The sequence below is a fragment of the Sphingobium yanoikuyae genome (genome assembly GCF_034424525.1).
Lineage (GTDB): Bacteria > Pseudomonadota > Alphaproteobacteria > Sphingomonadales > Sphingomonadaceae > Sphingobium > Sphingobium yanoikuyae.
Genome location: NZ_CP139979.1, coordinates 2966676 through 2979599 on the forward strand (window position 1 = coordinate 2966676; position 12924 = coordinate 2979599).

11 protein-coding genes are annotated in these 12924 nt (G+C 66.3%); all 11 read right to left on the reverse strand.

Features of this window, described 5'->3' with window-relative positions; genetic code table 11:
- Nucleotides 1–71 precede the first annotated feature (71 nt).
- A complete protein-coding gene (murG, locus tag U0025_RS13680) occupies nucleotides 72–1238 on the reverse strand; it encodes an undecaprenyldiphospho-muramoylpentapeptide beta-N-acetylglucosaminyltransferase (RefSeq protein ID WP_004207959.1) in 1167 nt (388 codons plus the stop codon).
- Nucleotides 1235–2437 (reverse strand): FtsW/RodA/SpoVE family cell cycle protein, encoded by a 1203-nt coding sequence (locus tag U0025_RS13685; RefSeq protein ID WP_010336276.1) that lies wholly within the window; start codon nucleotides 2435–2437, stop codon nucleotides 1235–1237. Before U0025_RS13685 ends, murG begins: the two co-directional genes overlap by 4 nt.
- A gap of 62 nt (nucleotides 2438–2499) precedes the next feature.
- On the reverse strand, nucleotides 2500–3813 hold the full coding sequence (gene murD / locus U0025_RS13690) for a UDP-N-acetylmuramoyl-L-alanine--D-glutamate ligase (RefSeq protein ID WP_004207961.1): 1314 nt from the start codon (nucleotides 3811–3813) through the stop codon (nucleotides 2500–2502).
- Between the two features lie 4 nt (nucleotides 3814–3817).
- On the reverse strand, nucleotides 3818–4891 hold the full coding sequence (mraY, locus tag U0025_RS13695; protein WP_004207962.1) for a phospho-N-acetylmuramoyl-pentapeptide-transferase: 1074 nt from the start codon (nucleotides 4889–4891) through the stop codon (nucleotides 3818–3820).
- Nucleotides 4891–6282: a UDP-N-acetylmuramoyl-tripeptide--D-alanyl-D-alanine ligase gene (locus U0025_RS13700; protein WP_004207963.1), complete on the reverse strand. Its 1392-nt coding sequence runs from the start codon at nucleotides 6280–6282 to the stop codon at nucleotides 4891–4893. The genes mraY and U0025_RS13700 overlap by 1 nt, the downstream gene beginning before the upstream one ends.
- Nucleotides 6279–7721, reverse strand: coding sequence for a UDP-N-acetylmuramoyl-L-alanyl-D-glutamate--2,6-diaminopimelate ligase (locus U0025_RS13705; protein ID WP_004207964.1), 1443 nt, complete (start codon nucleotides 7719–7721; stop codon nucleotides 6279–6281). Before U0025_RS13705 ends, U0025_RS13700 begins: the two co-directional genes overlap by 4 nt.
- Nucleotides 7721–9424: a peptidoglycan D,D-transpeptidase FtsI family protein gene (locus U0025_RS13710; RefSeq protein WP_004207965.1), complete on the reverse strand. Its 1704-nt coding sequence runs from the start codon at nucleotides 9422–9424 to the stop codon at nucleotides 7721–7723. The genes U0025_RS13705 and U0025_RS13710 overlap by 1 nt, the downstream gene beginning before the upstream one ends.
- On the reverse strand, nucleotides 9424–10077 hold the full coding sequence (locus tag U0025_RS13715; protein ID WP_004207966.1) for a hypothetical protein: 654 nt from the start codon (nucleotides 10075–10077) through the stop codon (nucleotides 9424–9426). Before U0025_RS13715 ends, U0025_RS13710 begins: the two co-directional genes overlap by 1 nt.
- Nucleotides 10074–11021: a 16S rRNA (cytosine(1402)-N(4))-methyltransferase RsmH gene (gene rsmH / locus U0025_RS13720; RefSeq protein WP_004207967.1), complete on the reverse strand. Its 948-nt coding sequence runs from the start codon at nucleotides 11019–11021 to the stop codon at nucleotides 10074–10076. Before rsmH ends, U0025_RS13715 begins: the two co-directional genes overlap by 4 nt.
- Nucleotides 11018–11515, reverse strand: a complete 498-nt coding sequence (locus U0025_RS13725) for a division/cell wall cluster transcriptional repressor MraZ (RefSeq protein WP_004207968.1) — start codon at nucleotides 11513–11515, stop codon at nucleotides 11018–11020. Before U0025_RS13725 ends, rsmH begins: the two co-directional genes overlap by 4 nt.
- Nucleotides 11516–11698: 183 nt before the next feature.
- Nucleotides 11699–12922, reverse strand: coding sequence for a Gldg family protein (locus tag U0025_RS13730; protein ID WP_004207969.1), 1224 nt, complete (start codon nucleotides 12920–12922; stop codon nucleotides 11699–11701).
- Between the last annotated feature and the right edge of the window lie 2 nt (nucleotides 12923–12924).

Below are 12924 nucleotides of genomic sequence, written 5' to 3' on the forward strand. Positions count from 1 at the left end.
TTCTTCAAGAGCGACGGAGACAGAAAAAGTGAGATGCCAGCCTTCGCTGGCATGACGAAAGAGGGATGCCATCAGGCCGGCACCCCCTGCAAATTGAGCGTGGTCGGCGTGGGGCCGACGCGAAGCGGGTCATTCATGATCGGCGCGGGGCCGATGCTTTCGAGCAGGTCTGCCATGTCGCGCGCCGCATCCGGGCGGCCACAGGCACGGGCGCGCTTGGCGGCATTTTGCAGGGCGCCGGGTTCCAGCGCCATCTTCTGCATCTGCTTGGCCAGTTCCACCGCGGTGAAGCGCGACTGGGGGATGGTGCGAGCGCCGCCAGCCTCGGTCATCTCGCGCGCATTGGCGGTCTGATGATCGTCCATGGCACTGGGCAGCGGCACCAATATGGCGGGGCGGCCGGCACAGGTCAGCTCGGCCAGGGTCGATGCCCCTGCCCGCGCGATCATCAGATGCGACCAGCCGAGCTTTTCGGGCACGTCGTTGAAATAGGTGGCGAGATCGGCCGGGATTTCCATCTCGGCATAGGTGGCGCGGACGCGCTCGATATCCTCGGCACGGCACTGCTGCGTCACCTGAAGGCGGCGGCGCAGCGCGATCGGCAGCATCGACAGCCCTTCGGGCACGACGCTCGACAGGATGCTTGCCCCCTGGCTGCCGCCGATCACCAGCACGCGGAACACGCTCTCGTCAGTCAGCGCGGGAAATTCCTCATCGCGCAGCGCCTTCACTTCCTCGCGCACCGGATTGCCGACCAGATGCACCTTGCCGGCATATTTGTCCTTCAGGCGCTCGACCACCGGATAGGCGGTGGCGATCGCGTCGACCCGGCCGGCGAGCAGGCGGTTGACCCGGCCCAGCACCGCATTCTGCTCATGGATCGCGGTCGGGATGCCGTCGGCCAGCGCGCCCAGCAGCGCGGGCATGGCGGGATAACCGCCAAAGCCGACCACGGCGGTCGGCTTGAACGTGTCGTTGAGACGGCGAGCCATCGCACGGCCGGCCAGGATCGCCTTCAGGGCGCCGGGCCAGCTCGCCGGATTCTTGGTCATGCGGCCCGCCGGCATGACATGGACCTGCGCCTTATCGAAGATGCCGGGGATCTTGGCGCCGCGCTCATCGGTGACGAGGGCGACATGATGGCCGCGCGCCATCAGTTCCTCTGCCACCGCATGCGCGGGAATCATATGACCACCCGTCCCGCCGGCGGCGAGGACGAAGTGACGGGAAATGCTCATCGACCACTCCATTTGACGACCGTGTGCCGACCCATGAAGGGGTTGCGCCGCGTGAATGCGAGCAGCAGGCCGACGCCGATACAAAGCGCGAGCATAGAGGAGCCACCGTAGCTGATAAAGGGCAGCGTCATGCCCTTTGACGGAAAAATCTGCGCATTGACGCCCATATTGATGATCGCCTGCAGCCCGAACTGGGTGGTGAGGCCGGCGGCGGCGAGGATGGTGAAATTATCCTCTTCGTCCAGCAGGCGCAGCAGCACGCGCACGACGATCGCCAGATAGACGCAGGCGATGGCGATGCAGGCGAGCAGGCCGAACTCCTCCCCGATCACCGAGAAGATATAGTCGGTATGGGCTTCGGGCAGGCGGAACTTGTTCTGGCCGCCGCCCGGCCCGACGCCGGTGAAGCCGCCATGGGTGATGGTGCGGAAGGCCAGGTCCGTCTGGTCCGGGCCGGTATCCATCTGAACACCAATGCCCAGGAAGTCGTTGATGCGCTGCCGGCCATTTTCATAGAACATGTAGACCGCGACCAGCCCCGCCAGCGCCAGCCCGCCCAGCATGGCGATCCAGCGCATTTCGAGGCCCGATAGCATCAGCAGCACGCCCCAGCAGGCCAGGAAGATGACCGTCTGGCCAAAGTCCGGCTGCTTCATCAGGATCGCGGCGATCAGCAGCGTCATCGCGCCGGTGAGCGGCATCACCGGCAGGCTCTGGTCCTTGGCGCGCAGCGACAGCAGCCAGGCCAGCGTCACGACATAGACGGGCTTCAGAAATTCCGAGGGCTGGAAGCGGAAGCCCGGCAGGTCGATCCAGCGCTTGGCGCCGTTCACGGTAGAACCCAGCAGCGGCACGAACAGCAGCATCAGGAAGAAGAAGACGGCCAGGAAGATCGCCAGCCGGCGCGCCTGCGGCCGCGGCAGCATGGAGATGACCAGCATGATCGGCAGGCCGATGAACACCCACATCAGCTGGCGATAGAAATAGATCAGCGGATTGACCGCCACCTGCGCGGTCGAGCGGTCGATCGCGGCCACCGGCGATGCAGCGGCCACGGCGACCAGCCCGATCGCCATCAACGCGACGATCAGCGACAGCAGCACCCGGTCGATTTCCCAGAACCAGATAGCCAGCGCGGTACGCTCGCGCGGCACGGTGCGGGTCTTGAAGCCCTTCACCAGTTCGCCCGCCCTGAACATGCCCTTACGTCCCTCGCTATCCATCCCGTTGCCCCCGATCGCCCTGCCTATTCCAGTGCGTTCTATTCCAGCGCGTTCACGGCCGCGGCAAAGGCATCGCCGCGCGCCTCGAAATCCCGGAACTGGTCGAAACTGGCGCAGGCCGGCGACAGCAGCACGACATCGCCCGGCTGGGCGATCCGCGCGGCGCGACGGACGGCGGCGCTCAGCATCTCGCTGTCATCGACCGCCATGTGCGGCCGCAACAGGTCGGCAAACATGTGGCCCGCCTCACCGATGGTGTAGGCATGGGCGATATTGCCATAATAAGGCGCGCATTCGTCCAGATTGTCGGACTTGGCGACGCCGCCCAAAATCCAGTGGATGCGCGGCTTGCCATCCCTGGCCGGCCAGGCGCCCAGCGCCGGCGCGGTCGAGGCGGCATTGGTCGCCTTGCTGTCATTGACATAGAGCACGCCATTATGCGTGCCCACCGCCTGCATCCGGTGCGGCAGGCTGGCATAGCTGGCGAGCGCGGCCATGATGGTTGCGTCGTCGATGCCCAATGCCCGGCCGACCGCGATCGCGACGGCGGCATTCTGGGCATTGTGCGGCCCCTGCAGCGACGGCCACCCAAGCTGAGCGTCCGGATCGATATCGGCGGCCTTCACTTCGCGCAACTGCGCCGGGGCCGATGCGGCAATGCCGCGGCTCGGCTCATCCTCGGTCGCGATGACCGCGACATGGTCGGCCGACTGCATCGCGAACAGCCGCGCCTTCGACGCGACATAGCCGGCAAAGCCATTGTAGCGATCGAGATGGTCGGGCGTGATGTTGAGCAGCACGGCAACATCGCAGTCGAGGCTATGGGTCAGGTCGATCTGATAGCTCGACAATTCCAGCACATAGACGCCCATGCCGTGCAGGTTCGGCTCCAGCGGTTCCTGGCCCAGGATCGGCAAGCCGATATTGCCGCCCATCCGTGCCGGGAAGCCAGCTTGCTCGATGATGTGATGGATCAGCGCCGTGGTGGTCGACTTACCGTTGGTACCGGTGATGCCGACGACCTTGTGCGGAGGCAGCGTCGGCCGGGCGAGCGCGAACAGTTCGATGTCGCCGATGATCGGCACGCCGGCGATCTTTGCCCGCATCGCGATCGGATGCTTGTTGAGCGGCACGCCCGGCGACACGACGATGCCGTCGAAGCCGGCAAGGTCGATCTCCATCGGATCGCCCAGTTCCGCCTTGTCGGCGACGGCCGCCCGCGCTTCCTCGCGACTGTCCCAGGCGACGACGCGCGCGCCGCTGGCGACGAGCGTGTCGACCGTGGCCAGCCCCGAACGGGCCAGCCCCAATACGGCGTAGGTCTTCCCCTTGAAGGCCTGCGAAACGATCATCCGCTTACCTCAGCTTCAGCGTGGCAAGGCCGGCGAGCGCCAGCACGAAGGAGATGATCCAGAAGCGGATCACCACGGTCGGTTCGGCCCAGCCAAGCTGTTCGAAATGATGGTGGATCGGCGCCATCTTGAACACGCGCTTGCCGGTCCGCTTGTAGAAGAAGACCTGGATGATGACCGACAGCGCCTCGACCACGAACAGGCCGCCGACGACGCCCAGAACGATTTCATGATGGGCGGTGACGGCGATCACGCCGATCGTGCCACCCAGCGCGAGCGAACCCGTGTCGCCCATGAAGACGGCGGCAGGCGGTGCGTTGAACCAGAGGAAGGCAAGGCCCGCGCCGATGATCGCGCCGCATAATATGGTCAGGTTGCCCGCGCCCGGCACATGCGGGATGCCCAGATAGGTGGCGAAGTCCGCGCGGCCGACCAGATAGACGATCGCCATGAACGCCATGCAGGCGATGATGACCGGCATGGTGGCCAGGCCGTCGAGCCCGTCGGTCAGGTTCACCGCATTGCCGAACGCGACGATGACGAAGGCGGCGAACAGGAAATAGAAAGGCCCAAGCTCGATCGCAGGCCCATTGTAGAAGGGCACGTAGAGTGCGGTGTTGCCATGCTGGTTGACGATCATCCAGGCGGCGAAACCGGCGATCAGGAACTCGAAGGCCAGGCGCATCTTGGCCGACAGCCCCTTGTGGCTGGCCTTGGTCACCTTGTCATAATCGTCGAGGAAGCCGATCGCGCCGAAGCCCAGCGTCACGAACAGGCAGGCCCAGACATAGGTGGAGGACAAGTCCATCCACAGCAGCACCGATATGACCATGGAGGTCAGGATCATCAGGCCGCCCATGGTCGGCGTGCCGCGCTTGGCCAGATGGCTCTGCGGCCCGTCGCTGCGGATCGGCTGCCCCTTGCCCTGGCGCACGCGCAGCCAGCCGATGAACTTGGGGCCGATGACGAGGCCGATGATCAGCGCGGTCGCGATCGCCGCGCCCGCCCGGAAGGACAGGTAGCGGATGAGGTTGAAGGCCCCCGCAAAATCCAGGGTCTGGGCAAGCCAGTAGAGCATCAGTCTTTATCTCCGTCGCGGGCGGCATCGCCAAGGGCGGCGACCAGGCGGGACAGCCCGATGCCATTGGAGCCCTTGACCAGGATCGCGTCACCCGCACGCATTTCCTTGTTGATCAGATCAGTGGCCGACGCGGCGTCCGGCACATGGTCGAAGGCGACGAGGCCACCAAGGGCGTCGGCCAGCGGCGCCATCTCCTCGCCCACCAATATCGCATAGTCGACGCCATTCTCGCTCAACGGTTGCGAGAGTGCGGCGTGCAGTTCGGTACTGCGGCTGCCCAGTTCGCGCATGCCGCCCAGCACGGCGATGCGGCGGTCCGCCTGCTCACGCCCCAATTGCTTGAGCGTCGCCGCCATGCTCAACGGGTTGGCGTTATAGCTTTCGTCGATCAGCAGCGCTTCGCCACCCGCCACTGGCAGGATGCGGCGCGCGCCGCGTCCGGGCAGGCCCGGCATTTCCGCGAGCGCAAGGCCCGCCGCGGCCAGATCGCCGCCCAGCGCCTCGACCGCGGCCAGCACGGCGAGCGAATTGGACACCCAATGGTCGCCCGGCGCGCCGACGGTGAAGCACAGTTCCACCCCCGGCAGCGCAGCGGTCACCAGCGTGCCACCGCCCGGTGCCGGCACGGTATCGCGCACGAAAATATCCGCCTCCGGGCTGAAGCCGAAGGTCAGGATATGATCGGCATGGCGCTCCGCCTTGCCATAGAGGGTCGCGACATGCGGGCTGTCATAGGGAATGACAGCGGTGCCGCCCGGCTCCAGACCTTCAAAAATCTCGGCCTTGGCTTCGGCGATCTTTTCCTCGGTCCCGAAAAATTCGATATGGGCCGGCGCGATGGCGGTGACGATCGCCACGTTCGGGCGCACCTGCCGCGTCAGCGCAGCCAGTTCGCCGGCATGGTTCATGCCCATTTCGAACACGCCATAGGCCGCATCGCGCGGCATCCGCGCCAGGCTCAGCGGCACGCCGACATGGTTGTTATAGCTTTTGACCGACCGATGAACGCCGCCCGGACAGGCCCGTTCAAGGGCATGGAACAGCGCTTCCTTGGTGCCGGTCTTGCCGACCGACCCGGTCACGCCGATGATCTTCGCGTTGCTGCGCTTGCGCGATGCGCGGCCAAGCGCTTCCAGCGCGGCGGCACTGTCGGCCACCAGCACATGGGGATAATCGACAGGTTCGCTGACGATTGCGCCGGCCGCGCCCTGGGCAAAGGCCTTGTCGACGAATTTGTGGCCGTCGGTCGTTTCGCCCTTCATCGCGACGAACAGGTCGCCCGCGCCCACCTCGCGACTGTCGAAGGCAACGCCAGAAACGGCGAACGGCGCCGACACGGCGCCGCCCGTAGCGTCTGCGATCTCGGCCGAGGTCCAGAGATCGCTCACCCCGCGCACTCCCGTGCCACGGTGACATCGTCAAAGGGTAGCACCCGGTCGCCGATGATCTGGCCCTGCTCATGCCCCTTGCCGGCGAGCAGGACGATATCGTCGCCCCCCGCCTGACCGATGGCGGCGGCGATCGCCGCGCGGCGACCGCCAATTTCCTCCGCCCCCGGTGCGCCCGCCATCACGGCGGCGCGGATCGCGGAGGGTTCTTCCGAACGGGGATTATCGTCGGTCACGATGACATGGTCTGCCAGATCGGCGGCAATCTTGCCCATCAGCGGGCGCTTGCCCGCATCGCGATCACCGCCCGCGCCGAACAGCGCGATCAGCTTGCCCCTGGTATGGGGACGCAGTGCCTCGATCGCGGCGCGCAGGCCGTCGGGCGTATGAGCATAGTCGACATAGACGGGGGCGCCCGCCTTGCTGATGACCGCGCGTTCCAGACGGCCGCGCACCGGCTGGACCCGGCCCAGCAATTCCAGCACCTTGGCGGTATCGCCGCCGGTCGCGATGACCAGACCGGCCGCCGTCAGCGCATTGGCCGCCTGATAGGCGCCGATCAGCGGCAGATTGACCTTGTAGAGCTTGCCATCGGCTTCGATCTCCAGCGTCTGGCCCAACTGGGTCGGGGTGCGGTTGGCAAGACGCAATGCCTGCCCCTGCACCCCGACGCTCAGCACACGAAGCCCCCGCTTCGTAGCCCGCTGGATCGCCTTGTCCGACCATTCATCGTCGGCCCAGATGACGGCCGCACCGCCGTCGCCCACGACTTCGTCGAACAGGCGCATCTTGGCGTCGAAATAGCTGTCCATGTCGCCATGATAATCGAGATGATCGCGCGACAGGTTGGTGAAGGCGCCGGCCGCAACCGGCAGGCCTTCGGTGCGATACTGGTCGAGGCCATGGCTCGACGCCTCGAACGCGGCATGGGTGATGCCCTCGCGCTTGAGGCCCGACATGTTGGCGAGGAAGGTGACGATGTCCGGCGTGGTAAGGCCGGTCGACACCTGATCGACCGAGGTGGTGACGCCCAGCGTCCCGATCGAGGCCGACTTGTGGCCCAGCATGCGCCACAGCTGGCGCGCCAGTTCGACCGTGCTGGTCTTGCCATTGGTGCCGGTGACGGCGACGGTCACATCAGGGAAAGGCGCGAAATAGCGCGCGGCCAGTTGCGCGAACAGGCGGCGGGGATTGGCGTCGGCGATATGCACCGCGCCGTCGACCTTCGCCTCCGGCCGGGCGACGATCGCGACCGCTCCCGCCTTCACCGCGTCGGCAATAAAATCCTCGCCATTGACGCGCAGGCCCTGAAAGGCACCGAAGATGGTGCCCGGCGCAACCTTGCGATTGTCGATGGCAAAACCCGTCACGGACGTGTCGAGGCCGGTGTTGCCACCGACCTCGACGCCCAGCTCCTCGATTAGCGACCCGAGGCGCATCACTCTGTCTCCTTGTCGCCGTGCAACAGCGGCATCAAATCCGAAATATCCACGTCCCGCCGCTCGTCCGGCATTACGCCAAGCATCGGCCCGGTGCGCTCCACCACCCGCTTCACCACTGGCGCCGCCGTCCATGCAGCGGTGCGCAGGCCATATTGGCCCGTCGCCTCGTCCATCGTGACGAGAACCACATAGCGGGGATTGTCCATCGGGAAGGCGGAAGCGAAAGTCGTCACCAGCGAAGTCTTGTTGTAGCGCCCTTCCTGGGGCTTTTCAGCGGAACCCGTCTTGCCGCCCACCCGGAATCCCTTGGCATCGGCGCTACGCCCTGTACCCGCCGACACGATCATCCGCAACAGCTGGCGCATGCGCGCGCTGGTCGCGGCGGAAAAGACGCGGCGCCCCTCGGGCACTTCATCGGCCTTGAGCTTGCGGATCGTCGCCGGGCGCCAGATGCCGCCGTTGACCAGCGCCGCATAGGCCGCCGCCAGATGCAGCGGCGTCACGGCGATGCCATGGCCGTAGGACGTGGTCATGCTGGTGATCCGGCCCCAATTGGTCGGCCACAGGCCGCCGGCACGCTCATTGAACTCGATCGGTGCGCGCTGGTCGAAATCCAGGCTGCGGAACAGCTTCTGCAGCGGCGCGGCGCCCATTTCGTCGGCGATCCGGGCGGTACCGATATTCGAGCTGTGGACCAGGATTTCCGGCACGTTGATCCAACGGCCAAGCGAGTGGTCATCCTTGATGCGGAAGCCGCCAACGGCCAGCGGCGCGGTCGCGTCATAGCGCTTGCTCATCGAGGTCACGACGCCCGCATCCATGGCCGCCGCGATCGACAGCGGCTTGAACGCCGAACCCAGCTCATAGCGGGCCTGCACCATATGGTTGCAGAGCGGCGATTCGGAGCAGCGCTTGCCGGCATAATTTTGCAGCTTGTTGGGATCGAACACCGGGATCGATGCCATGGCGATCACTTCGCCGGTATTGACGTCCAGGATGATGCCGCCGGCGCCCTTGGCCCGCGTCTGGACCAGCTGGGCATACAGCTCGCTTTCCAGCGCGCCCTGCACCCGGCTGTCGATCGACATGGCAAAGGGTCGGCTACGCTGCGCCGGGTCGATCATCCGATCGTTGAACGCGGCCTCCACGCCCATGCCGCCCTTGCCCTCGGCATTGGGCGCAAAGCCGAGAATATGCGCGGCCAGCGTGCGCTGGGGATAGAGGCGCTCCTTCTCGCGCGGAAATTCGATGCCGATCTCGCCCAGCGCGTTCACCGCCGCCACTTCCTCGGGCAGCGCACGGCGGCGCAGATAGGCCCAGCCGCGCCCCCTCAGCTTCTTGGCGAACACCGCTTCGGACTCGTCCGGGAAGATTTCGTGCAGCTTGCGCGCCAGCTCGTCGGGATCGCCGATCAGCTTGGACGGGCGCACCGCGATCGAATAGGCGTCCATGGTCCGCGCCAGCGGCACGCCATTGCGGTCGACAATGTCCGCGCGCGCCGGGGTGAAGCCCGACAATCCATCGCCATTGCCGTTGCCACTCGCGAAAATGCCGACCCAGGTCAGTCGCAGGATCAGCACGGCCGTGATCATCATGAACAGGATCAACAGCAACATCAGGCGATTATGCGCAATCGCCGTCAGGTTGACCCGCTGCCGCCCGGCACGGGCGCCGCCCGGCTGGACGATTATTGTGGCCATTAGCGGCCTCCCTTTCGCTCGCGCGCCGCACGGGCGCTGAGGTCACCCATGGTGCTGTCGTCCAGCAGCTTGGCGTCCAGCATCGCCATGCGCTCGGCCCGGCGCGCGACCGGATTGGGCCGCGACACGTCGGCGTCGGCCTTGGCGCGCTGTTCGGCCAGCTTCACCGGCGCGGCGGGCTTGGCCAGCTTCTCGACATTATCGGCGGCATGCGCCTCGCGGATCACGGCGATATCGCTGCGGATCTGGCTGGCGGCAGGACTGGCCGGCGCGGCCTGCGGCGCGGACGGCAGATCGGCCGGCGTCTCGACCATCGCCACCATCACCGGCGGCGCGACATAGTCGGGGCCGTTGGGCTGGACGCCATCCAGATGCGCCAGCGCCTGTTCGCCCGCCAGATACTGGCCGGCGGTCGGCGTCGCATACATGAAGTCGTCCTGGTTCCACCGCTCCAGCTGGCGCATGCTGGCGCGCGCGCTGAACTCGGTTTCCAGATAGCGGATATCGCCGCGCGCCTGCGCGATCTGCATTCGCACCCGCATCACGTCATTGCGCTCGGTCGCGACCTTCAAGGAGACGAGATAGGCGCCGAGCGCGCCCAGCGCGACCAGCAACACCCAGATCAGGCTCTGCAATCTCTTGACCGCGATCATGGCCGGGCACTCCGATGGGCATTGGCAACAGGGGCGCCGGTCCGCACGGCGCTGCGCAGGGTGGCGGAACGGGCACGCGGATTGCGCGCCAGTTCAGTTTCGCCGGGCTTTACGGCCTTGGCGGGCTTTTCGAATGCAGGCGCGACCTCGGCCTTCTTCTCGGGCAGGTGGCGTGATCCGCCCGCCTCGCTGCCGCTGCGCTTGCGCAGGAACTGCTTGACGATGCGATCCTCCAGACTGTGGAAGGTCACGATCGCAAGCCGGCCGCCCGGCTCCAGCAGTGCTTCCGCCGCTTCGAGCGCGCGCTCCAACTCCTCCAGTTCGCGATTCACATGGATGCGGATCGCCTGGAAAGTGCGGGTCGATGGATCCTTCTTGTCATGCGGCTTGTAGCCCAGCGCCCGGCGCACGACGGCAGCAAGCTGCCCGGTCCGCTCCAGCGGCCGTGCATCGACGATCGCGCGGGCGACCCGGCGCGAACGCGGCTCCTCACCATAGCGATAGATGACGTCGGCAATATCCTCTTCCGCGGCGGTGTTGAGGAAATCGGCCGCGCTCATGCCGCCCTGGCTCATCGTCATGTCGAGCGGACCGTCCGCCTGGAAGGAAAAGCCGCGTTCGGGCCGGTCGAGCTGCATCGACGACACGCCGATATCCAGCGTGATGCCCGACACGCTGCTGACGCCGCGTTCGGCCAGCAGTTCCTCCATCCGCGAAAATTCGCCGGGGATCAGGGTGATACCCTTTTCATCGGCCAGCGCCTGCCCTTCCCGGATCGCATCGGGGTCGCGATCAAAGGCAAAGACCTGCGCGCCAGCCGCCACCATGGCGCTGGAATAGCCGCCCGCGCCGAAGGTGCCGTCGACATGTCGCTCGCCTGGGGTAATGGCGAGCGCATCGAGCACTTCGGTCAGGAGGACGGGGATATGCGGCGCGGCGCTCACTTGCCGCCCTCCGCTGCGCGCTGTTCCAGCCAGCGGCGCACCTTGTTGCGGATCAGCGCCGGGCGATCCGGGCTTTCGACCAGCGCCTCGGGCTTCCAGATCTGGAAATAGCGGCCAACGCCATAGAAGAACACGACGTCGGTGATACCGGCCTCTTCCTTGATATCGGGGTGCAGGAAGAAGCGGCCACCCTCGTCGAAATTCACGTCCTCGATCGTGCCCAGGCGATTCTCGCGCTCCAGATCACCATTAAACGGGCGATTGGCGGCGCGCGCCTCGCGCTCCAGCTCATTCACTTCCTCGAACAGGAACAGCTTGTGGGACAGGCCGAAGCCGGTGGCGCAGCCATTGTCCATATGGACCGACAGGCACAGACGGTTTTCGCCGCCGCTCGCCAGCTTCACCTGGCGGCGCATCTCCAGGGGCAGCACGAAACGGCCCTTGCCGTCCGCGACGCTGAACGCGTTGCCCGAATAGAGAATGACGTCCGACACGCTGGAAATTCGCCCCTTTTAAGCAGGGCGCAGGCTTCCCGTCGCCGGAATCGCGTTTTCGAATCCCGACGCAAGACTCTCGCAAAGCCTGACTAACCCCAATGTTGGAATATCTACCAAGCATGAGGCGGCCTGCAAAGGGAAATATTGGGTGAAGTTGGGAAAAGCCGGTCAGAAACGGGATTAACCGTTTTTTCCTCCTTTCACCAGCTTATTTTCACTTTTTGTTCTCATGCCATTCCGCCCGGAACGACGGCGCAGCAGCATCAGACCCACTATCGCCCAGCCTGTCCCAGCCAGAAGAGCCGATCGCAGCCCCAGCCGGACATCCGCGACATTCCGCATCCAGCGGCGACCATCCGGCATCTCCGCCCCCAGCCATTGCGCCACCAGCGCCGGCGTATCCGCGCTCCAGGCGCGCGGATCGAGCGGACGCGCCGGGTCGGCCAGCCACAGCCGGTCGTCGATCAGGTCCGCGTCCCCCAGAAGCAGCACCTCCCCGCGCCCGATCCGCAGCCGCAGCGGAACAGCCGCCACCTGCCCCTCCAAAGACAAGGGCTGCATCCCGGCCATCGTCAAAAGCCGGTCATCGGGCAGGAAATGGCGCATTTCCCGGTCGCGCACCGCCCCGCCCCGCACGCCCCAATGCGCCAGCAGAGGGCCGAGCGTGCCGACCATCGGCGCCCGGCGCCGGTCACCCAGCGGCAAATCGGACGGCCAGCGCAGACGCGGATCGGTGAGCAGCAGCAGCCGGCCGCCATCCCGGACCCAGCGGTCAAGCGCGACCAGCGCCTGCGGCGTCATCGGTCGGGGCTGCGCCAGCAGCAGCACGGGCGCGTCGGATGCGGCCAGTGCCCGCACATCATCGATCGGCCGCACCTCGAACCGGCTGCGCAGCAGCGTCACGATCGGCGCGTCCCGCCTTGTCCCAGCCCAACCCTCTTCCCAGAAGAGCGGCAGCGCGGTGATGACGGCAAGCACCGGACGATCAGGCTGGGAGGAAATGGGACGGGTCGGACCGAAGCCGAGCAGCAGCAGCACTGCGGCCAATGCGACACATGCCGGCAGCCAGCGCCGCTGCCACAGCAAAGCGCCGCCGCCGGCCGCCGCCAGCGCCAGCAGCGGCAAGCCGATGATGGCCCAGGGGTCAGGCATGCGCGCAGCGGCCAGGGCGCAGAAGATCAGCGCCATCCCGGCGCCACCCAGCCCCACCCACAGCGCATGCAGAAAGTCCCGCCGCGCCAGCCACCACCCCGTTGGCACGAGCAACAGCAGCGTCGGCCAGCTCCAACGCCATGGGTCCGCCTGCCCCGTGCGCCAGGCAGCCGCCAGACCGGCGAGCAGCATCAGCGTCGCCGGCAGCAACAGGGTGAGCAATCGCGAAAGACAGCGAACGAACGACATCATCG